The sequence below is a fragment of the Rathayibacter sp. Leaf185 genome, assembly GCF_001423885.1.
In the GTDB taxonomy this organism is placed as follows: domain Bacteria; phylum Actinomycetota; class Actinomycetes; order Actinomycetales; family Microbacteriaceae; genus Rathayibacter.
In genome coordinates, this window is sequence record NZ_LMPP01000001.1 from 1,358,142 (window position 1) to 1,379,394 (window position 21,253).

Below are 21,253 nucleotides of genomic sequence, written 5' to 3' on the forward strand. Positions count from 1 at the left end.
GCATGGCGACGACGACGGCCCGCGTGGGCGAGATCCTCCTCGACCGGGGACTCATCAGCCAGGAGCAGCTCGACGAGGCCCTGCGCCGCCAGGCCCGCGAGGGCGGCCTGCTCGGCCGGCACCTGATCATCGACGGAGCCGTCACCCGGCGCGAGATGTACGCGGCACTCGCCGAGCAGTGGGACGCCCCGATGGTCGACCTCGTCGAGGAGCCGCCGGAGGCGCAGACGCTCGCCCGCATCGGCCCGATCACCCTCGTCGACGAGGGCTGGGTGCCGTGGCGCAGGCTCGAGGACGGCACCGGCGTGATCGCCACCTCCGTGCCGCCGACCGAGGCGGTGCTGGCGCGGGCCCGCGAGCTGATGGGCGTCTCGCGGATCGCGGTGCGGACGACCACCGACTGGGACATCTTCATGGCGGTCGAGAACGCGTGCCGTTCCGCGCTGCTGTTCGGCGCCGCCGACGCGCTCGCGGTCGAGAGCGGCGACGAGTCGGCGAAGTCGGGGCTCCGGCGCTGGCAGGTCGTCACTCCGCTCGTGCTGGCGGCCGTGGTGGTCGCGGGTGTCGTGATCGCGCCGAGCATCACCTTCGTGATCGTGCTCGCCGCCGCGAACCTTCTGTTCCTGATGAACATCGCCTTCAAGGCCCTGGCCGGCCTGCGTGCGCCGCTCAACAAGAGCTCGGTCACGGCGTGGGAGGAGGAGGTCGCGATCGAGCGCGGCCGGCGCGGTCTCGCGGTATCGCCTCCGCGCATGACCGACGACGAGCTGCCGATCTACACGATCCTCGTCCCGGCCTACAAGGAGGCCAACATCATCAGCAAGCTGCTGGTGAACCTCGGCGCGCTCGACTACCCCAAGGCCAAGCTCGAGGTGCTCGTGCTGCTCGAGGCCGACGACGACGAGACGATCGGCGCGGTGCGGCGGATGAACCCGCCCGAGTACGTGCGCATGGTGATCGTGCCGCCGGGAGGCCCGCAGACCAAGCCGCGCGCCTGCAACTACGGCCTGAGCTTCGCCCGCGGCGAGTTCGTCGTGATCTACGACGCCGAGGACCGGCCCGACCCCGACCAGCTGCGCAAGTGCGTGCGGCTGTTCCGCGAGGACGAGTTCGAGCGCCGCCACGTGGATCCCGAGCAGAAGCAGCTCGTGTGCCTGCAGGGCGCGCTGAGCTACTTCAACGCCGACTACAACGTGCTGACCCGGATGTTCGCGGTCGAGTACGCCCACTGGTTCGGCGCGATGCTCCCCGGCCTCGACCAGTCGCACCTGCCGATCCCGCTCGGCGGCACCTCCAACCACTTCGAGACCCGCGTGCTGCGCGAGCTCGGCGCCTGGGACCCGTACAACGTCACGGAGGACGCCGACCTCGGCCTCCGCGTGGCCGCGCACGGCTACCGCGTCGGCGTCGTCGACTCGAACACGTGGGAGGAGGCGTGCGCCGAGGTCCCCGCGTGGATCAAGCAGCGCACCCGCTGGATCAAGGGCTACATGATGACCGCGGGCGTGAACACGCGGCACCCCGTTCGCTGGTTCCGCGTCAACGGGATCCTCGGGACGCTGAGCCTCGTCGCGCTGATCATGGGGACGCCGGTGGCGTTCCTCCTGTACCCGCTCGTGCTGGGCTTCACGGTCGTCACCTACATCGGCGTGCAGTTCCTCGGGCTCGACATCCCGGAGTGGCTGATCGTGGCGGGCACGACGAACATGCTGTTCTCGAACGCGCTGATGATCGTGGTGTCGGGGATCGCCGCATGGAAGCGCTACAACTGGCGGGTCGCGGCCTTCGCGGTGCTGAACCCCGTCTACTGGGTGCTGCACTCGATCTCGGCGTGGCGCGCGGCCTGGCAGATCGTCTTCAGCCCGCACAAGTGGGAGAAGACGCCTCACGGGCTCACGGAGGACTACGAGGACTCGACGATCGCGGCGCCGGCGTAGGGCCTTCCGCACCTGCCGCAGGTCCCTCCGTCACGGACGGTCGTGCGATCCGAGTCGAGGGAGCCGTTCGCGACGGATCGACCGGGTCAGCGGGGTGGCTCAGGCGGCGCACTCCTGCGACTGCTCGGTGATGATCCACGTGGTGCCGGAGCGGGTCATCACCACGGTGCCGCAGTCACCCGAGGCGTACGTGACGAAGAGCGTGGCGTCGGTCGCGGTCTCCTCGCGCACGTCGATGTCGACCTCGGCGCTCCGGCCGGTCGCGCGGTAGAGCTCGGCGGTCGCGGTGATCATGTCCTCGCAGCTCGCCACCTGGACCGGCCCCGTGGCCTTCATCTCGGCGACCATGCGCGCCGCGAGTTCCGGGGAGAGCCGGGCGCACGCCAGGGCCGCATCCGGCGCGCGGGAGGCGTCCAGCCACTCGCGGAAGCCGTCCTCCGCGCTCTGCTGCTCCGCCGCCGGAGCCGCATCAGGCGTCGCCGTGGTGGCCGCCGTCGCCGTGGGGGCGGGCTCCGCTGCCGGTGTCGTCCGTGTCGAGCCCGCCGGGCCCGCGGTGCAGGCGCTCAACGCGAGGAGCGCGGCGGCGGCGACCCCCAACGCTCCCGTCCATCGTCTCCGTGCCCCGATCACCCGACTTTCCTACCAGGCGGATGACGTCTGCTCGACTCCACGCCCGGACGTCGACGGACCGGTCGGGGCCGGCGACCCGAAGCGTCTAGATGTTGAGCCTGTTGAAGATCGGCGCCGGCAGCGCCTTGATCACGGTCATGATGACGCGCCACTTCACCGGTGCGTAGGCGACGGCGCGGCCGGCGGACATCGCGGCGGCGACGTCCTTCGCGACCGACTCGACGGAGGCGAGCGACGCTCCGCTCTGCTTCATCGACGCGGTCATCGGGGTGTCGGTCGGGCCCGGCTTGATCAGCACGACCGAGAGGCGCGAGCCCGCGAGCCGGTGCTGCAGGCCCTGCGCGAAGCGCTCCACGAGGCCCTTCGCCGAGCCGTAGACGTAGTTGGTCTTGCGGCCGCGGTCGCCGGCGACGGAGCCGATCACGCCGATCGTGCCGGAGGTGAGCGCGTTCGCGTACGCCTCCATCCACAGGGCGACCGAGACGCCGGTGACCACGAGCACGTCGCGGGCGACGGCGAGGTCGGCCGACGCCTCCTCCTGGGTCGTCATCGCGCCGTGCGCGATCAGCACGGTGTCGGGGGCGCCGCCCTCGAGCGACGACTCCACGACGGAGGAGATGTCGGCGGGGTCGGTCAGGTCGACAGCGGACACCGACAGCGCCGCCGTCGGGAAGCGCACGCGCAGATCCGCCGCGAGCTTCTCGAGGCGGGCGGAGTCGCGGCCGACCAGCAGCGCCGAACGGGCGCCGGTGCCGAGCCAGAGGCGCAGCGTGTGCTCGGCGATGGCCGAGGTCGCTCCGACGACGACGATCTTCGAAGGGGTTCCAGTGGTCACGTCAGCTCCCGAGCACTCGGCGCGAGAATCCGGAGGAGATCCCCGGGTCGCGCTGTTCCATGAATTCGGCGAGGCGCGGATAGCCGGCCTCGAACATCTCGCGCGGCATGCGCGCGTCCTTGGCGGGGTAGAGCCGCCCGCCCACCGACGTCACGAGGGCGTCGAGCCGGTCGAACAGCGGCAGCGCGGCCGGCGTGTTCGGGAAGTCGAGAGCGAAGCAGACGCCCGGCGCGGGGAAGCTCAGCATCCCGGGCGACTCGAGCGACCCGAAGGTCTTCAGCACGCCGAGGAACGAGCCGGTGCCCGACGCCGCGATCAGCGCGAGCATCTCGCGGGTGACGTCGAGCGCCCCCTCCCACGGCACGGTGCTCTGGTACTGGTAGAAGCCGCGGGGGCCGTACATGGTGTTCCAGCCCTGGATCGCGTCGAGCGGGTAGTAGAACTGCTCGTAGTGCTGGACCGAGCGGCCGGCACCGGTCGCCTTGAGGCGGTAGTAGGCGCGATTCAGCAGCGGCAGTGTCGCGCGGTTCACGACCGACAGCGGGAACGGGAACGGCACCCGCAGCGAGCCCGCCCGGGAGGACGGCAGTTCGGGAGCCGCGGTCGTGTCGCCGCGGGAGTAGACGCCGCGGCGGCCGCCTCCCGTGGTCACATCGATCCACGCCACGGTGTGCTCGAACGAGTCCATCGACTCGTGCACGAGGTCGAGGTACGACTCGAGGCTCTGGAACGGCCTGTCCTCGGTCACGAGCCAGGGGCCCGGTACGCGCTTGAGCCGCAGCTCGACCTCGACGATGAGGCCGGTGAGCCCCAGCCCGCCGATGGTCGCCCCGAACAGCTCGACGTTCTCGGTCGGGCTGCAGCGCGACGACGAGCCGTCGCTCCGGAGCAGCGTGAACGAGACGACGTGGCGCCCGATCGTGCCGGCCGAGGCGTGGTTCTTGCCGTGCACGTCGTTCGCGATCGCGCCCGCCAGGGTCACGTTCTTGGTGCCGGGGGTGACGGGGAGCATCCAGCCGCGCAGCGAGAAGACGGCCTGCACGTCCTTCAGCAGCACGCCGGGCTCGGCCCGCAGCACGCCGGTCTCGTCGTCGAAGGCCAGCAGCCGGTCGAAGCCGCTGAAGTCCCAGAGCACTCCGCCGCCGTTGAGCGCGACGTCGCCGTAGCTGCGGCCGACACCGTAGGCGATGCCGCCGTCGCCGCGCGCGAGAGCGTCCTGCGCCTGCTCGGCGCTCGTGATCGCGACGACCTGGTGCTGGTCGCGCGAGAGCAGGCCCCAGGAGGAGACGGCGGCGGTCATGCTGGCTCCTCACGCGGGCCCTGGAAGGTGACGTTCTTGTCGAGGTGGTACTTGGCGATGTAGCCGATGGCCAGGCCGATGACGGCTCCGGTGTAGCGGGCGAGATCGGTGCCGAAGAGGTAGTCGAAGCCGAACTCGAAGCCCCAGAAGATCAGGGTGGTCACGCCGCTCATCACGCCGTAGAGGAAGAACGTCCTCACTCCGTGCGCCGCATTCATCGTCTCGTGCTTGAAGATGTAGCGCTTGTCGAGGACGTACTTGGCGATCACCCCCGTAAGGGTGCCCGCGAGGACGGCGACGATCGTCGCCCACTCACCCGTCATCACGAGCTCGACGAGCATCTGGGTGCCCAGATTCACCGCGGTGGCCAGTGCGGCGAAGGCGATGTACAGCACGGTGGTCCGCATGCGCCGTCTCCTGGTGCTGATCGTCGTCCGTCCGGGGGATCGCGCCCGAGGGGAGTCGCGACCAGTGGAGATTGTAGATTGAGCACCGCTCCCCGGGAGAATCCCCAACGGCTCGCACTCAGCGTCCGCCCCCGACACCAGTAGAGGAAGACGCCGTGAGTACCGCTCGTGCACTCGTCGCCGCCATGCGCCCCCGCCAGTGGCTGAAGAACGTCCTGGTCCTCGCCGCTCCGATCGCCTCGGCGCGGATCCTCGAACCCGGGGTCCTGGTGGCCGCCGTCGTCGCCGCGATCGCGTTCAGCCTCGCCTCCTCGGGCGGCTACATGCTCAACGACCTGCTCGACATCGAGTCGGACCGCGCCCACCCCAAGAAGCGCTTCCGTGCGATCGCGTCGGGCGCCCTGCCCGTGCGCGTGGCGTGGGTGGCGGCGTTCGTGCTGATGATCGTGCCTCCGCTGGTCACGTTCCTCGCCGGGTTCACCTGGTTCGCCGCGACGCTCGCCGGCTACCTGGTCATGCAGATCTCGTACTGCATCTGGCTCAAGCACGAGCCGGTGATCGACATCCTGATCGTGGCGGGCGGATTCGTGCTGCGCGCGATCTCGGGCGCCGCCGTGGCCGACATCCCGCTCACGCAGTGGTTCCTGCTGGCCGTGTCGTCGGGCTCGCTGTTCATGGTGGCGGGCAAGCGCTACTCCGAGAAGCTGCAGAGCGAGGGCAAGGAGGAGAGTCACACGCGGACGACCCTCAAGGTCTACACGGCGGGATACCTGCGCTTCATCTGGTCGGTCGCGGCGTCGCTGACGATGATCTCGTACGCGCTCTGGGCCCTGTTCCTCAACGGCGAGAACTCGCTGTGGTCGATGGCGTCCGTGGTGCCGTTCGGCGCCGCGCTGTTCCTCTACGCGCTCGACATCGAGAGGGGCCGCGCTTCGGCTCCGGAGGACATCGTCCTGGGCAACATGCGGCTGCTGATCTGCGGGGCGCTGTGGGCGGCGCTGTTCGTCATCGCGATCGTGACGCGGACGCCCACCGTCTGAGGCCCGCCCGCCTCCGGAGCGTCGCCTCCGGCCCGATCCCGGTGCTGTCGGCCGCTGTCAACCGGGTGGCTGAGCCGATCCCCCTCTCGGTAGCGTCGTCAGACCTGGAACGCCGCGGGGGGCTCGCCCGAACCTCCTTCTCCCGTCCGCGCCCGCCGCGGACCCGCCGAACGAGCCGAGCCGTCATGCCGCCCCTCCGCGAGGATCCGTCGCGCCCGGTGCTGCGCGCGCTGATCGCGGCCTTCACCGTGCCGGGAGCCGTGCACTGCGGGCTCGCCGCCCGGGTGCTCGACGACGCCCGTGAGCTGCTGGAGCTGCGGCAGCGGATGCCGACGCTGATGTTCCCGCGGTCGGCCGTCGCCGGCGTTCCCGACGAGCCGCCGGTGCCGCCGGCCGCGCTCTGACGGGACACCGGGTCCGGAAGTCAACGCCCCCACCCCGCGGGTTCGACGCGCCTACAGTGACTGCCATCGGGGCGGAGTCGTTCGGGTCGACTCCGCTCCGGTCTCCCGGGTCCGTTCCTGCGATCGCGCAGGTCGTGCCTGCCCGTCAGGTCGTGGTGCCGCGCCGGAGCCGCAGCCGCGTCTCCTCGAGGTCGAGCATCGACTGCGCCTGGGCGAGGATGCGCTGCGGATACGCCCGGCGCGAGCGCGCGTCGAGAAGCGCCTCCCGCTCGGCCGTGACCACGGCGAGCCGCAGCGCGCGGTAGAGGCGGTGCGGAGTGTCGGCCACGTCGCGTCGCGCGCCGCGGGACCGCTCCCATGCCGCCTCCGACCGCAGGAACGAGGTCTGCCGGACCCGCTCGAGGACGTCGGGGTCGACCTCGGCGACCCCCTCGACCACGTCGCCGGGCGACTCCAGGATCGAGAGCCCCTTCTCGGTGATCTCGTCGAGGAGCCCGGCGAGAGCGCGCTGATCCTCCGGCACGTCGACTCCGCGGATCCCCGTCGCCCGGATGAGCAGCGGCAGCGTGCTGCCCTGCACGAGCAGGGTCGTGACGGCCACGGTGAAGGCAATCAGCACGAGCTGCGGGCGGTAGGGGGTGTCCTCGGGGAGCGACTGGGCGGCGGCGAGCGTCACCACTCCGCGCATTCCCGACCAGCCGAGCACGACTCCGCCGCGCCAGCCGATGTCGTTGCGGCTGAAGTGCCTGTAGTCGTTCTTGCGCAGCTCGAAGCGCTCGCGGGCCTTGCGCCGCTTCTCGCGGGGCAGCCGCACGCCTCCGGTCGAGTCGAGCAGCTCCTTCTGCCGGCGCGCCCGGCGCTCGGCCCGCTGCGTCTGCCAGCGCTCGCCGAGCAGCACCGGGCCGACCCACGCGAAGCGGACGACGATCAGCCCGAGGGTCGCGATCAGCCCGATGCCGACGGCGGCCGGCACGGTGAGCGCGGCACTGTCGGCGTCCTGGATCAGGCTGCGGATCTCGAGCCCGATCAGCAGGAACACGCCGTTCTCGAGGAGGAACTGCACCGTGCGCCAGTTGATGCGGTCGTTCACCCTCGACTGCGCGGTGAACGCGCGCGAGGAGGCGTGGCCGGTGTGCAGGCCGGCGACGACGACCGCGAGCACACCGGAGGCGCCGAGCCCCTCGGCCGGGATGAACGCGACGAACGGCACGATGAACGAGATCACGGTGTTCAGCACCGGATCTTCGAGGCGCGAGCGCACGAAGACGGTGACGACGCTCGCGACGAGGCCGACGACCACCGCCACGACCACGGCGTAGAGGAAGTCGCCGACGGCCGCCCACGGGGTGGCCAGGGTGCCGGCGGCCGCGGCGAGAGCCGAACGGAGCAGGACCAGGGCTGTCGCGTCGTTGATCAGCCCCTCGCCCTCGAGCAGGGTGAGCAGGCGCGGCGGGAGGCCGAGCCGGCGGCCGACCGAGGTGGCGGCCACCGCATCCGGGGGGCTGATGATCGCGCCGACGGCGATCGCGAGCGGGAGGCCGAGTGCGGGCAGCAGGGCGAAGAGCAGAGCGCCGACACCCGCGGCCGAGAGGACGACGAGGACGACCGAGAGCCCGGTGATCGTGGCCAGATTGCGGCGGAAGTCGATGAACGGGACGCTGATCGCCGCCGCGTACAGCAGCGGAGGCAGCACCCCGTCGAGCACCCACTCGTGCGGCACGACCACCTCGGGCACACCGGGGAGGAACGAGAGCCCGACTCCGGCCAGCACCAGGACGATGGGGGCGGCGACTCCCAGGCGCTTGGCGAAGACGGCGACGGCGACGAGGACCGAGACGGCGAGGATCGCCGTGATGCCGAGCTCCATCAGCGCTGCGGGGCGTGCGGGTGGCTGTGCGGCATGGGCTCGTCTCCTCGGGCCTCCGAGCGCACAGGAGGGAGGGCGCGCGGGGACACCGATGAGTCTGCGCGCCGGTGCTCCGGGCGGGCAGGGGGTTGCCGCGCACAACGTCAGCTGAGAGGCCTCGTCGCGCACGATGGTCGATGACGAGGTCTCTCAGCTGACGTTGTGCGCCGCTACCTCCGGTCGAGCACCCGCACCAGGCCGACGAGCAGGGCGATGCCGCCGAGGACGGCGATCGTCAGGGCGGTCGCACCGCCCTGGCCGAGAGCGAGCGCCCGGTCGACCACGTCGGCGCGCAGAGCGGTGTCGGAGGCGACCAGCAGCAGGAAGACGGAGAGGGCGGCGACGACGAGCCCCCAGACGATCGCGCCGGCGCGGATGCGGGGGCGCTGGGCGGTGGTGGTCGTCGCTGCGGTGGATTCGGTGCTCATCGTGCTGCCCCTGACGGCTCGGTGGTGGTCGTGTCGGTGGTGCTGCCGGCGGCGGGCTCCCGGCTCGCGCCCGTCTCGTCGAAGACGCTGATCGATCCGCCGCCCTGCTCGAGGCGCACGACGAAGGGCACCGCGTCGGGGTCGCCGAAGGTCTGGGTCCACCGCCAGCGCCCGTCGACGAAGCGCAGATCCTCCGGCTCCTCCGAGAGGTAGTCCTCGCCCGAGACCCGGGTGATCCAGATGCTCGGATCGGCCGACGACGACTCGAGGCGGACCGCCGTCCCCTCCATGGCCGCGATCTGAACCGAGCCCGCGCCCTGCCAGAGGTCGAGGACCCCGCCCGCGACGTCGAAGTCGGGCGAGACCGTGACCTGCACGTCGCCCGCGAGGACCGCGTAGTCGCCGGGGGCCGAGTTCGAGAGGCTGAAGGAGCCGACCGTGCCCAGCACCGTGCGGTCGGGCGGCAGCAGTGCGGCCGTCGCCGCCGTCAGCACCGTCACCAGCGAGATCGCCACGAGGAGGATCGCGCGTCGGCGGAGGAGCCCGGCGAGAACGATCGCGAGGGCGAGCACGAGCGTGGCGGTGGCGAATCCGACGACGGTCGCGGTCGATCCGGTCGCCGAGAGGGAGACGAGCGAGCCGAGCAGTGCCGCCGCGCCGAGGGCCAGCAGCGTCGCACTGGAGCGCAGACGCGGGTTGGCGGCTCGGCGCAGACGCTGCCGCTCGAGGCGCGCGGCGGTGACCGCAGCGGCTCGGAGGCGCGCCTCCTCCGCTCGCTGCCGCGCGGTCTCGCGGGCGGTCGCCGCCTCCTGCGCACGGAACGCCTCGCGCTCGGCCTTCCACTGCTCCTGGCGCTCGCGCCACGCGGCGAGCTCCTCCGGCGCCTCCGGCCTGGCATCGGTCGGCCGCTCGGGGTAAGGGATGCTCTCGGGGCGCCCGTCGGTCGTCGCCGGCACCACCTCCGGAACAACGGCGGGCGCCGATGCGCGACCGGAGCGGCGCACGATCCAGACGACGAGGCCGATCACCGCCGCGATGACGACGGCGGTCCACAGTGCTCGGCCCGCGGAGGCGCCCCAGGCGGTGGCACCCGTGTAGGCGCCGCCGATCGACCAGAAGCCCTGTGCGACGGGGAGCATCGAGGCCAGGACGAGCACGCCGATCCCGGCGTGGACGCGGTCGACGTCGCCGCGGACGAGGCGCTCGACCGGCAGCGAGTCGTTCTCGTCGGGCAGCAGCAGCCACGCCGCCGCGTAGAAGAGGAAGGCGGGGCCGCCCAGGACGGCCACGACGACGAAGACGCCGCGGACGATCAGCGGGTCGATGCCGAGCCGCTCGGCGATCCCGGAGCAGACGCCGCCGATCCAGCCGGGCCGGCGCGGGAGATCGAGGCCGCGCAGCCAGAGGAAGAAGCGGTTCTCCTTCGGCGGGGTCGCGCCGTCGGCGGGTTCGGTGGTCTGGGTGGTCGCGGTGGTCGTGTCTCCCGGATCGTCCGGTCCGCCGGTCGGCGGGGTCGTGCTCGCTGCTGTCATGGCTCGAGTGTCCCGTGGGCCGCCGGTGCCGGGCCATCGGGGGAACCCCTGACCGGACCCTGACGCCGACCCCGGCCGACGCGCCCGTCTGTTTGGATGCAGGGGTGAGCATCCCCACCCTGACCCGCGTCGCGGTCCGTCCGCCGCTGCGTCGACCGCGCCGGGCGGTCCTCGGCGGCGTCAGCGCCGGGCTGGCCGAGCACCTGGGCCGGAGCACGCGGTCGGTGCGGTTCCTGTTCGTCGTCGCCGCTCTGCTCGGCGGGGGCGGCGCGCTCCTCTACCTGTGGCTGTGGGCGCTCGTACCGCTCGCCGACTCCGACGACGCGGGCGTGCGGCGCTCGGTCCCCGTCGCAGGGCTCCTCGCCGTCGCCGCCGGAGTCGCGGCGGTCGCCGTGGCCGTCGCGCTCGGCGCGGGCGACGACACCGAGGTCACCCGGGCGCTCGCCGCGGTCGCCGCGCTGGCCGGGGGCGCCGTCGGCTGGAGTCTCGGCCCGGACCGCGTCGACCCGTCGCGGTCCGCGCGCTCCTCCTCCGCGGTGCGACTCGCCTCCTGTGCGGTGCTCGTCGTCGCCGGAGTCGCGGTGCTCGCCGCCCGACCGAGCGCCGTCAACGCCGTGCTCGCTGTGGGCGTGCTGCTGGTGGCCGCCGGGGTGCTCGCCGCCCCGCGGATCGTGACGCTGTGGACAGAGCTGATGGGCGAGCGCGCGGCCCGCGTGCGCGAGGAGCAGCGCGCCGAGATCGCCGCGCACCTGCACGACTCGGTGCTGCAGACGCTCGCGCTGATCCAGAACCGCGCGGGAGCCTCGAGCGAGGTGGCCCGCATTGCGCGCGCGCAGGAGCGGGAGCTGCGCGACTGGCTGTTCGAGCGCGACGTGCCGGTCGCCAACGATCTCGCGGCCGAGATCCGCGCGATCGCCGCGGCCATCGAGCTCGACTACCCGGTGCAGCTCGAGGTGGTGGCGGTGGGCGCCTCCGTGCCGGGTGCCGCCTCGGTGCTCGCCGCGACCCGGGAGGCGATGCTCAACGCCGCGCGGCACGCGGGCGGCGAGGTCTCGGTCTACCTCGAGTGCACCGCCGCCGGAGTCGACGTCTTCGTCCGCGACCGCGGGCCGGGTGTCGACCTGGGCGCGCTCCCGGGCGACCGGCTGGGCATCCGCGAGTCGATCGTCGGGCGTATGGCGCGCGCGGGCGGCATCGCGACCGTGACGCCGGGAGCCGGCGGCACGGGCACCGAGGTGCATCTGCGGCTCCCGGCGGAGGTCGAGCGATGACGCGGGTGGTGCTGGTCGACGACCACTCGATCTTCCGCTCCGGCCTGCGCGCCGATCTGGCGCCCGAGCTCGAGGTCCTGGGTGAGGCGGCCGACGTCGACGCGGCGGTGGCGCTGGTGGCGGCCACGAGCCCCGACGTGGTGCTGCTCGATGTGCACCTGCCGGGCGGCGCGGGCGGAGGCGGTGCCGAGGTCCTGCGCAGGAGCGCCGGGCTCCTCGAGTCGGTCCGGTTCCTGGCGCTGAGCGTCTCGGACGCGGCCGAGGACGTCGTGGGCGTGATCCGCGCCGGTGCTCGCGGCTACATCACCAAGGCGAGCTCGGGAGCCGAGGTGAGTCGCGCCGTGCTGGCGGTCGCCGGCGGTGACGCGGTGTTCTCTCCGCGGCTCGCCGGGTTCGTGCTCGACGCCTTCGGTGCGCTCTCAGGCGAGCAGGCGGAGTCGTCGGACGAGCTCGACCGGCTGTCGGCCCGCGAGCGCGAGGTGATGCGGCTGATCGCGCGCGGCTACGCCTACAAGGAGGCGGCCGCCGAGCTGTACATCTCGGTCAAGACGGTGGAGTCGCACGTGTCGGCGGTGCTGCGGAAGCTGCAGTTGTCGTCGCGGTACGAGCTGACGGCGTGGGCGTCGGCGCGGCGGCTGCTCTGAGGGGTGCGGGCCGGGCGGCGGGCGCGCGGTCTGCGGGAGTTCGTGCGGTCTGCGGGAGCTCGTGCGATCTGCAGGAGTTCGCGCGATCTGCAGGAGCTCGGGGCAGGAAGACGCTTCCCAGCGCGGGAATCCTGACGCATGGGCCGCATCTCCTGCAGATCGCACTGACTCCTGCAGACCGCACTGACTCCTGCAGACCGCACGCGCATCTCCCGCTGGCCGCGCCGGCTCCTGCAGATCGCGCCGGCTCAGGCCAGGGCGGCGGCGACCGTCGCGACCGCGGAGTCGACGGCGCGCGCTGTCGCCGCGCGATCCTCCGACTCGGAGTCGTGGACGAACGCCGTCACGCCGTGCCGGGCGCCGCAGTAGCCGATCACGCCGCGCTCGATCTGGGTGCGGAACGACTCCGTGTACCCGTGCCGCGCGAACGACCGCTCCGAGGTGCCCGACACCGGGATCAGGTGGACGGTGAGGCGGTCGAGTCGCGGGACGACTCCGCCCTCCTCGTCGATGCCGAATGCCCAGCCCGCGACGAAGACCCGGTCGATCCATCCCTTCAGCAGCGCGGGCATCGACCACCAGTAGACGGGGAACACCAGGACGAGGTGCTCGTGCGCGTCGATCCGCCGCTGCTCGGCCGCGACGTCGTCGGAGGCCTCGCCCTCGCCGAGGTAGAGCCGCCGGTCGTCCAGCGTGAAGCGCGGATCGAAGCCCTCCTGAGCGAGGTGGGCGAGCGTCGCACCGGTCTGCTCGCCGAGGCGGCGGGCGGCGTGGTGGGTGAGCGACTCCGGGTCGGGGTGGGCGGTGACGACGAGGATGCTCATGCGATCCAGTCTGGTGAGCGCCGCCTGCGAGAGGCCCGGGGCTGCAGGACCCGCTAGAACGACACCAGCGGCAGGAACGGCAGCACGGCCAGCGCCGACAGCGTGCCGAGCACCACACCGGCGAGCAGGTCGGTCGGGAAGTGCATCCCGAGCGCCATCCGCGACAGGAGCATCGCGGCGACGACGAGCACCGCGAGCGGCCAGAGGGCGGGCAGCATCACGGCGAACACGATCGCGGCGGCGGTGGTCGACGAGGCGTGCGAGCTCGGGAAGCTGAGCTTGCTCGGCGCCGAGCCGCGCACCTCCACGCCCTCGCCCAGCGGACGCGGGCGGCGCACGACGCGCTTCAGCACGATCGACAGGCCGTGCGCGAACACGATCGCGACGCAGCAGAGGGCCCAGGCCCAGAACCGCGACGGATCGACGAACGCGCCGATGACGCCGAGGATCAGCCAGCCCGCGGCGTGCTCGCCGATCAGGCTGAGCCCGCGGGCGACGGGGAGGAGGGGGCGCGTCAGCGGTGCGCGCTGCACGGCGACGATGGCCGCGGACTCGCGGCTCCGGAGGGTCGACATCGGGCCCAACCTAGCGCACGGCGGGGCGGCGGGAGATCGTCCCGCCGCCTCCGTCGCGTCACGCCTCCGGCGCGTCCTCGGTGCCGGCGGAGCGGCGGCGCGCGGCGATCCCGACGGCCGCGGCTCCTGCGGCGAGCAGCGCGGTCGCCCCGGCGATCAGGCCGGCGCTCTCGACGCCGGTCGACGCGAGTCCGCCTCCCGTGCCGCCCGTGGGCAGCGGCACGGCCGTGCCCGTCGGAGTCGCGGTGGGAGCGACCGTGGGAGCACCCGTCGGCGTCGTGGTCGGCGACGGAGCGGCGGTCGGCCCGGCGGTGGGAGTCGCAGTCGGCGCCGCGGTCGGAGTCGGCGCCGTGGTCGGACCCGCCGTCGGCGTCGGGGTGGGCCCGACCACCTGCGAGGAGGGCAGGATCTGCACGATCGTCGGTCGCGGCGCGGCGACGGCTCCGGCGCTCAGTGCACCCGCAGCCGCGAAGTCCGGGAAGTACGAGGTGGGCGCCTCGAAGGTTCCCTCCTCGCCCGGGTGCTGCACGGCGACGAACACGTGCTGGTCGAGGTCGTGCACGATCGGCCCGCAGGTCTCGGCGTCGCGCGGGACCGAGAGGAACTGCTCGACGTTGCCGCGGGAGTCGCCCTCGAGCGTCACCTTGAACAGTCCGTCGTTGTAGCCGATGCCGCTGGGGGCGCCGTCGGTCGAGATCCAGAGGTCGCCGACGGAGTCGAAGGCCAGGTTGTCGGGGCACGAGATCGGCGAGACCTTCTCGGCCGGGAAGCCCGAGAAGTAGACCGTGTCGCCCTGCGCCTGGTCGCCGCAGAGCATCAGCAGGTTCCAGGTGAAGGTGCGGCCGGTCTGGTCGCCGCCGTCCTCGATGATCTCGACGATGTGGCCGTCGCGGTTCTCGGTGCGCGGGTTGACCTCGGTCGGCCCCTCCCTGCCCTCGGTGCCGCGGTTCGAGTTGTTGGTGCACGCCACGTAGATCCGCCCGCTGATCAGGCTCGGCTGCACGTCCTCGCAGCGGTCCATCTTGGTCGCGCCGGCGATGTCGGCGGCCTGGCGGGTGTGCACGAGCACCTCCTCGATGCTCATCCCGGCGATGGCGGAGGCGCCGCCCACGACGAGCGGCAGCCACTCGCCGATCCCGTCGAAGCCGCCGTCGGAGGGGACGGCGCCGGTCCCCGTGATCTCGGCGACGGGCGAGTCTCCGGTGAACTTCGCGACCCACAGGTCGCCCTCCTCGAGCAGCGTCTTGTTGTGGGCGCGGTCACCCTCGATGTAGCGCTTCTTCGAGACGAACTTGTAGAGGTAGTCGAAGCGCTCGTCGTCGCCCTGGTAGGCCACGACGCGGCCGTCGGGAGCGATGATGACGTTCGCGCCCTCGTGCTTGAGACGGCCGAGCGCAGTGTGCTTCCTCGGCGTCGACTCCGGCTCGAAGGGGTCGAACTCGACGATCCAGCCGAAGCGGTTGGGCTCGTTCTCGTAGCCCGGGGTGCGCGCGTCGAAGCGGGGGTCGTCGAGCTCCCACAGACGGGCCGTCTCGGCGTCGGTGAGGCCGTAGCGCTTCTCGGAGTCGCTCGTGCCGGTGGCGCGGAAGTAGCCGTTGAAGTTCTCCTCGCCCGACAGGATGGTGCCCCACGGGGTGGTACCTCCTGAGCAGTTGCCGAGCGTGCCGAGCACGGTGCGGCCCTCGGGGTCGGCGACCGTCGTCAGCAGAGCGGAGCCGGCCGCCGCGCCGGTCACCTCGTAGGGGGTGTCGATCAGGTAGCGGCGGTTGTGCTCGCCGCCGCGCACGTACGCCCAGGGGCGGTCGACGGCGGTGCGGACCAGCTCGACGACAGTGAGACCGTGAGCGGCGCGGGCCACGGCGCGCACGCGCTCGGGCTCCGACTCGAGCTGCGCGGCCGGGAACATGATGTTCTCGTTCGTGTACTCGTGGTTCACGACGAGCAGCGCGCGCAGGCGCTTCGAGCCCGGGATCTCGACGATGTCGGTGTAGTCGTTGTTGTAGCCGAACTGCGCGGCCTGTGCCGCCTCCGTCTGGTTCTGGATGTCGAACGCGGGGGAGTCGGCGAACAGCGGGTCGCCCCAGCGGATGATCGGCTGCCAGGCGAAGCCCTCGGGCACCGTGAACTCGTCGATCTCGTACTGCACGGGCGCGATGGGGGTGAAGGCGAGCGGAGACGCGGTGCCTGTCACGGCCGCCTCCGCGGTGGGCGCGCCTCCGGCCGAGGCGACGGCCACGGTGACCGCACCGGCCAGGCCGAGCCCGAGCGCGCTGCGACGCGAGATCTGCGACGAGACGATGTCGCGGAAGTAGCTGTTGTGCGAGGTGTTGCAGGTCGCGCTCGAGCACGCGTTCGCGCACTTCAGGGCGCAGGTGACCGGGCTGCGCTTGCCGCGCACGTGCCCTGCCATCGGGAGGAGGAGCGGTCGGCGGGCGGTGTCTGACATGGGGGTCCTTCGGTCGCAGGCGGTGATGCGATCGAGGCAACCAGGGCGAGGGGACGTCGATGCCGCCGAGGGGAGGACGCTTGCTGAATGCCGCGTGAACGTTCTCACAACAAGGGAAGGCTCACCTCACCTGGTGCCGCGCCTCCGAGACGCGTCCGATGTTGCCCGCGATCCACTCGACGACGGGCAGCAGGCGCTCGGCGAGCTCGGCTCCGAGCGGCGTGAGGCGGTAGTCGACCCGCGGCGGGATGGTGGCGTGCGCCTCCCGATGCACGAAGCCGTCCTGCTCCAGGGTGCGGAGGGTCTGCGCCAGCATCTTCTCGCTGATGCCGCCGATGCGCCGGCGCAGCTCCCCCCAGCGCAGGCCGCGCTCGGCCAGGGCGGCGAGCACCAGCACGCCCCACTTGCTCGTGACGTGCCCGAAGATCTCGCGGCTCGGGCAGTCGGCGGAGTAGACGTCGCCCGCGAGCAGCGGGCTCTCTGCGATGGTCATGGATGTACTAACGAAATAGTGGGTACTGCATTCCGGGAAGTTCTGCACGGCGCCCCCGGTTCTCTCCTCCGTGCGGCCCTGAAGCCGCCCTGAACGGAAGGACCACCCCATGACCCTCGTCGTCACCGGAGCCACCGGACACCTCGGCCGCCTCGCCGTCGAGCACCTGCTCGCCCGCGGCACCGCCGCCTCCGACATCCTCGCGACCGGCCGTGACGCCGCCAAGCTCGAGGCGCTCGCCGCCGACCTGGGCGTCCGCACCTCCGTCGCCGACTTCGGCGATCCCGCCTCCCTCGACGCCGCCTTCTCCGGCGCCGAGGCGGTCCTCCTGGTCTCGGGCTCGGAGGTGGGCAAGCGCGTCGCACAGCACACCGCCGCCATCGAGGCCGTCGCCCGCGCCGGCGCGCGCCTCGTCTACACGAGCGCACCGAAGGCGACGACCAGCCCGCTGATCCTCGCTCCCGAGCACAAGGCGACGGAGGAGGCGATCGCGGCGTCGGGAGTCCCCGCCGTGATCCTCCGCAACGGCTGGTACAACGAGAACTACGCCTCGACGATCGCCGAGCTCGCCTCGACGGGTACCACCCTCTCGAGCGCCGGCGCGGGCCGCGTCTCGAGCGCCGCGCGCAGCGACTACGCGGAGGCGGCGGCGGTCGCTCTCGCCGACGCGTCGCTGGTCGGCTCGGTGCACGAGCTCTCGGGCGACGTCGCGTGGAGCTTCGACGAGCTGGCGGCCCTGGTCGCCGAGATCGCGGGGCGCGAGGCGTCGATCACGCACGTCGACCCGGTCGAGCACGCGCGCATCCTGACCGAGGCGGGCGTTCCCGAGGGCGGCGTCGGCTTCGTCGTCGGCCTCGACGCGAACATCGCCGACGGCCTGCTCGGTGAGACCGACGGCTCGCTCGCCCGCCTGATCGGCCACCCGACGACGCCGATCCGCGCCTACGTCGAGCAGGAGCTCGCCGCGCGCTGACGCCCCCTGGCCGCCCTCCGGCGCGGCCCCGGGTCACCTCCGGGTCGACCTCCGGCTCGCAGAAACCCGTTCGGCTCGCGGAATCCCCCCGTTCCTGCGAGCCGAACGCGGTTCTGCGAGCCGGAGGTCCCCGGACGTGCCGCCGGCCGACTCGGTGTCGGAGGCCCGACGTAGGCTGTCCGCATGACCTCGACGACGCCTCGCTCCGGTATCGAACTCTCCGAACTCGACCCGGCGACGCGCCCGCAGGACGACCTGTACCGGCACGTCAACGGCCTCTGGATCGACCGCACCGAGATCCCGAGCGACAAGGCGCGCTACGGGTCCTTCCACGTGCTCCAGGAGGAGGCCGAGAAGGCCGTCCGCGACATCATCGTCGAGGCGCAGACCGCCCACCAGGGCACCGAGGAGCGCATGTTCGGCGACCTCTACGCCTCCTTCATGGACGAGGCCCGCGCTGAAGAGCTGGGCGCGACTCCGATCGCCGACGACCTCGCGGCCGTGCAGCGCGTCGACTCGATCGCCGGCCTGCTCGCCACCGTCGGGCAGCTCGAGCGCTCGGGAGTCCCCGGGCTGTTCGGCCTGTTCGTCGACAACGACCCGGGCAGCCCCGAGCGCTATCTCGTCTTCGTGAACCAGGGCGGCCTCGGCCTGCCGGACGAGAGCTACTACCGCGAGGACGAGTTCGCCTCGGTGCGCGAGGCCTACCTGCCGTTCGTCGCGCGCATGCTCGAACTCGCCGGCATCGACGCCGCCGAGGGCCGCGCGAAGCGGATCGTCGAGCTCGAGACCGACATCGCGTCGGTGCACTGGGACAAGGTGCGCAGCCGCGACAGTCAGGCCACCTACAACCTCCGCTCCTGGGCAGAGGTCGAAGAACTCGCGGCCGGCGTCGACCTCGGCGTGTGGCTGACCGCGATGGGGGCTCCGCAGGGGGCGCTCGCCGAGGTCGTCGTCCGCCAGCCGAGCTTCCTCCAGGGTCTCGCCGGGCTCCTGACCGACGACCGCCTCCCGGCCTGGCGCGACTGGCTGAGCTGGCAGGTCATCCGCGGCGCGGCCGCCTACCTCTCGGGCGACTTCGTCGACGCGAACTTCGACTTCTACGGCCGCACCCTCACCGGCACCCCGCAGAAGCGCGAGCGCTGGAAGCGCGGCGTCTCGCTCGTCGAGGGCTCCCTCGGCGAGGCGGTGGGCCGGATCTACGTCGCGCGCCACTTCCCCGAGAGCGCCAAGACGGCGATGGACGGCCTCGTCGCGCACCTCATCGAGGCCTACCGCCGCTCGATCGTCGACCTCGACTGGATGGGCGCCGAGACCCGCGAGCGCGCGCTCGAGAAGCTCGCGAAGTTCACGCCCAAGATCGGCTACCCCGTCCGCTGGCGCGACTACTCCGCCCTCTCGATCGACCCGGCCGACCTCGTCGGCAACGCCCGCCGCGTCGCCGCGTTCGAGTTCGACCGCGAGCTCGGCAAGATCGGCCGCCCGCTCGACCGCGACGAGTGGTTCATGACCCCGCAGACGATCAACGCGTACTACAACCCGGGCTTCAACGAGATCGTGTTCCCCGCGGCGATCCTGCAGTTCCCGTTCTTCGACGAGGGCCGCGACTCCGCCGCCAACTACGGGGCGATCGGAGCCGTCATCGGCCACGAGATCGGACACGGCTTCGACGACCAGGGCTCGCGCTTCGACGGCGACGGCCGCCTGACCGACTGGTGGACGGCCGAGGACCGCGCCGCCTTCGAGGAGCGCACCGGCGCGCTCATCGCGCAGTACGACGCGCTCGCCCCCGCCACGACCCCCGGCCACCACGTCAACGGAGCGCTGACGATCGGCGAGAACATCGGCGACCTCGGCGGGCTGAGCATCGCGTGGAAGGCCTACCTGCTCTCGCTCGAGGGCCAGGAGCCGCCCGTGATCGACGGTCTGACCGGCGCTCAGCGCTTCTTCCTGTCGTGGGCGCAGGCCTGGCAGCAGAAGTCCCGCGACGAGGAGACGATCCGCCTCCTCGCCATCGATCCGCACGCTCCGGCCGAGTTCCGCTGCAACCAGATCGTCCGCAACATCGATGACTTCTACGCTACTTTTGACGTCACCGAAGGCGACTCCCTCTGGCTCTCCCCGAGCGAGCGCGTCGTCATCTGGTAGTCACCGGCGACTGCCGTCCCGCACCGCGGACGAGGACCCCCGGGCATCGAGAGCCGACCGATGCCGAGGGGCTCGTCCGTTCAACGCGCGCCGCCCCGACGCGTCGACGGACCATCGTCCGACCCTCCGCACGATCCGCTTCATCGACCCGTAGAGGGGCCGTACCCGTGGTGATCCCCACCCACGACACTCGCCGCGAGAACCGACGCGCCCGCCGGGGGCGCCACAAGGGCGCGGACGAGCACGACAACTTCCAGAGCGGCTTCGACGCGCTCGGCCGCCTCGCGATCGACGGAGTCGTGGTCTCGGCCCGCGCGGTCGACCTGGCGACCGGCCGCACCCTGTTCGCCGTCGACGACTCCGTCTCGATGCCCACGGCGGGCGTCGGCACGGTGCTGCTGCTGATCGAGGTCGCCGCACGGCTCGCGAACGACCCCCAGGAGAACCTGCGCCTCGTCGATCGGACCGCGATCGACGCGGTCGCGGACGCCGGACTCTGGCAGCACCTCCAGATCCCCTCGATGCCGGTGGCCGACCTCGCCGCGTTCGTGGGAGCCACGAACGACAACCTCGCGACCAACGTCCTCCTCCGCCGCGTCGGTCTCGACGCCGTGCGCGAGCGCGCCGAGTCGCTCGGCCTCTCGCGGACCGCGCTGCTCGATCTGGTGCGCGACGAGCGCGGCCCCGACGACGCTCCGCAGCTCTCGATCGGCTCGGCGCGCGAGCTCACCTGGCTGCTCGCGACCCTCGCCAACGGGGAGGTGGTCGACGCGGCAGTCAGCTCGCGGGTGATCGGCTGGCTCTCGCTCAACAGCGACCTGTCGATGGTCGCGTCGGCCTTCGGCCTCGAGCCGCAGTCGCACCGTCAGCCCGACCACGGCGTCCTGCTCGTCAACTCGACCGGCACCGATGTCGGAGTCCGCGCCGAGACCGGCGTGCTGCGCGGCCCTCGGGCCGGTGTCGCCTATGCCGTCATCACGCAGTTCGACGACACGAACCTGCACTACCGCCTCGCCGTGCTCGAGGGGATGCGGACGCTGGGCGTCGACCTGCTGGAGTACGTGCACTGACGCCCCGCCCGAGGGAACCGGTTCTCGTCGAGACACCGCGCACTCGGCGGTGTCCCGCGGAGAACTGGTTCCCTCGCGAGCGGCGGAGGGGCGCCGGGCCCCGGTCGGGGGCGGCCGCGTCAAGGGCGTGACCGGGTCGGAGGCGCGACCTAGGCTGCCGACAGCGGCGACGCCTCCCCGGTGCGCTGCGGAGAGGCGATCATGAGCAGCTTCGGATTCGACGCCCCTGAGGACGTCACCGACACGACCCGTCCCGACGGCGACTCCCTGCCGGTGCCCCCGGAGGACCCGGCCGAGATCGACGAGACCGGGGCTCCGGGCTCGGTTCCCGCCGACGACGATCCCGAGGAGATGCCCGCCGTTCCGTCGCCGAGCTGACCCGCGGCCGCG

19 protein-coding genes and 1 pseudogene are annotated in these 21,253 nt (G+C 72.2%); 9 read left to right on the plus strand and 11 right to left on the minus strand.

Annotated elements, in window-relative coordinates; genetic code table 11:
- The first annotated feature begins 2 nt into the window (after positions 1-2).
- Positions 3-1,937: a glycosyltransferase gene (locus tag ASG06_RS06520; RefSeq protein ID WP_056040000.1), complete on the plus strand. Its 1,935-nt coding sequence runs from the start codon at positions 3-5 to the stop codon at positions 1,935-1,937.
- Between the two features lie 99 nt (positions 1,938-2,036).
- On the opposite strand, the gene ASG06_RS06525 is transcribed toward ASG06_RS06520, so the two are convergent.
- The 4 genes from ASG06_RS06525 to ASG06_RS06540 form a co-directional block, all read right to left on the minus strand.
- Complete coding sequence (locus tag ASG06_RS06525) at positions 2,037-2,567, minus strand: hypothetical protein (RefSeq protein WP_056040003.1); 531 nt, start codon at positions 2,565-2,567, stop codon at positions 2,037-2,039.
- 85 nt (positions 2,568-2,652) lie between these two features.
- Entirely contained in the window at positions 2,653-3,402 is a 750-nt protein-coding gene (locus ASG06_RS06530; RefSeq protein ID WP_056040005.1) for an SDR family NAD(P)-dependent oxidoreductase, read from the minus strand.
- Position 3,403: 1 nt separating this feature from the next.
- The gene (locus tag ASG06_RS06535) at positions 3,404-4,702 is read right to left on the minus strand and encodes an FAD-binding oxidoreductase (RefSeq protein ID WP_056040007.1); all 1,299 of its coding nucleotides are present in this window, start codon (positions 4,700-4,702) and stop codon (positions 3,404-3,406) included.
- Positions 4,699-5,109: a GtrA family protein gene (locus ASG06_RS06540; RefSeq protein ID WP_056040008.1), complete on the minus strand. Its 411-nt coding sequence runs from the start codon at positions 5,107-5,109 to the stop codon at positions 4,699-4,701. Before ASG06_RS06540 ends, ASG06_RS06535 begins: the two co-directional genes overlap by 4 nt.
- 155 nt (positions 5,110-5,264) lie before the next feature.
- Here ASG06_RS06540 and ASG06_RS06545 point away from each other — a divergent pair, with 155 nt between their 5' ends.
- Positions 5,265-6,149: a decaprenyl-phosphate phosphoribosyltransferase gene (locus ASG06_RS06545; protein WP_056040010.1), complete on the plus strand. Its 885-nt coding sequence runs from the start codon at positions 5,265-5,267 to the stop codon at positions 6,147-6,149.
- A gap of 185 nt (positions 6,150-6,334) precedes the next feature.
- Positions 6,335-6,553: a hypothetical protein gene (locus ASG06_RS06550; RefSeq protein ID WP_056040012.1), complete on the plus strand. Its 219-nt coding sequence runs from the start codon at positions 6,335-6,337 to the stop codon at positions 6,551-6,553.
- A gap of 145 nt (positions 6,554-6,698) precedes the next feature.
- Here ASG06_RS06550 and ASG06_RS06555 read toward each other — a convergent pair whose 3' ends face one another.
- From ASG06_RS06555 to ASG06_RS06565, 3 genes are all read right to left on the minus strand, one after another.
- Entirely contained in the window at positions 6,699-8,420 is a 1,722-nt protein-coding gene (locus ASG06_RS06555) for a cation:proton antiporter (RefSeq protein ID WP_056040014.1), read from the minus strand.
- 209 nt (positions 8,421-8,629) lie between these two features.
- On the minus strand, positions 8,630-8,887 hold the full coding sequence (locus ASG06_RS06560) for a hypothetical protein (protein WP_056040016.1): 258 nt from the start codon (positions 8,885-8,887) through the stop codon (positions 8,630-8,632).
- The gene (locus ASG06_RS06565) at positions 8,884-10,419 is read right to left on the minus strand and encodes a PspC domain-containing protein (RefSeq protein ID WP_056040018.1); all 1,536 of its coding nucleotides are present in this window, start codon (positions 10,417-10,419) and stop codon (positions 8,884-8,886) included. Before ASG06_RS06565 ends, ASG06_RS06560 begins: the two co-directional genes overlap by 4 nt.
- 104 nt (positions 10,420-10,523) lie before the next feature.
- Between ASG06_RS06565 and ASG06_RS06570 the strand changes: the two genes are divergently transcribed.
- Together ASG06_RS06570 and ASG06_RS06575 are read left to right on the plus strand one after the other, a co-directional pair.
- The gene (locus tag ASG06_RS06570) at positions 10,524-11,690 is read left to right on the plus strand and encodes a PspC domain-containing protein (RefSeq protein WP_056040022.1); all 1,167 of its coding nucleotides are present in this window, start codon (positions 10,524-10,526) and stop codon (positions 11,688-11,690) included.
- Positions 11,687-12,334: a LuxR C-terminal-related transcriptional regulator gene (locus ASG06_RS06575; RefSeq protein WP_056040024.1), complete on the plus strand. Its 648-nt coding sequence runs from the start codon at positions 11,687-11,689 to the stop codon at positions 12,332-12,334. The genes ASG06_RS06570 and ASG06_RS06575 overlap by 4 nt, the downstream gene beginning before the upstream one ends.
- Before the next feature lie 248 nt (positions 12,335-12,582).
- Here ASG06_RS06575 and ASG06_RS06580 read toward each other — a convergent pair whose 3' ends face one another.
- The 4 genes and pseudogenes from ASG06_RS06580 to ASG06_RS06595 all read right to left on the minus strand — a co-directional run bounded on the left by ASG06_RS06580 (position 12,583) and on the right by ASG06_RS06595 (position 16,672).
- Positions 12,583-13,158, minus strand: a complete 576-nt coding sequence (locus ASG06_RS06580) for an NAD(P)H-dependent oxidoreductase (RefSeq protein ID WP_056040026.1) — start codon at positions 13,156-13,158, stop codon at positions 12,583-12,585.
- 53 nt (positions 13,159-13,211) lie between these two features.
- On the minus strand, positions 13,212-13,733 hold the full coding sequence (locus tag ASG06_RS06585) for a phosphatase PAP2 family protein (protein WP_056040028.1): 522 nt from the start codon (positions 13,731-13,733) through the stop codon (positions 13,212-13,214).
- Positions 13,734-14,133: 400 nt separating this feature from the next.
- Positions 14,134-16,179, minus strand: a pseudogene (locus tag ASG06_RS06590) (PhoX family protein); the annotation flags it as partial.
- Positions 16,180-16,300: 121 nt separating this feature from the next.
- Complete coding sequence (locus ASG06_RS06595) at positions 16,301-16,672, minus strand: winged helix-turn-helix transcriptional regulator (protein ID WP_056040029.1); 372 nt, start codon at positions 16,670-16,672, stop codon at positions 16,301-16,303.
- A 109-nt stretch (positions 16,673-16,781) separates the two neighbouring features.
- On the opposite strand from ASG06_RS06595, the gene ASG06_RS06600 reads away from it, so the two are divergent.
- The 4 genes from ASG06_RS06600 (at position 16,782) to ASG06_RS06615 (ending at position 21,241) form a co-directional block, all read left to right on the plus strand.
- The gene (locus tag ASG06_RS06600) at positions 16,782-17,645 is read left to right on the plus strand and encodes an NAD(P)H-binding protein (RefSeq protein ID WP_056040032.1); all 864 of its coding nucleotides are present in this window, start codon (positions 16,782-16,784) and stop codon (positions 17,643-17,645) included.
- 183 nt (positions 17,646-17,828) lie between these two features.
- Positions 17,829-19,793, plus strand: coding sequence for a M13 family metallopeptidase (locus ASG06_RS06605; RefSeq protein WP_056040034.1), 1,965 nt, complete (start codon positions 17,829-17,831; stop codon positions 19,791-19,793).
- Between the two features lie 167 nt (positions 19,794-19,960).
- Positions 19,961-20,863, plus strand: coding sequence for a serine hydrolase (locus tag ASG06_RS06610; RefSeq protein ID WP_056040036.1), 903 nt, complete (start codon positions 19,961-19,963; stop codon positions 20,861-20,863).
- A gap of 201 nt (positions 20,864-21,064) precedes the next feature.
- On the plus strand, positions 21,065-21,241 hold the full coding sequence (locus tag ASG06_RS06615; protein ID WP_156465888.1) for a hypothetical protein: 177 nt from the start codon (positions 21,065-21,067) through the stop codon (positions 21,239-21,241).
- The last annotated feature ends 12 nt before the right edge of the window (positions 21,242-21,253 follow it).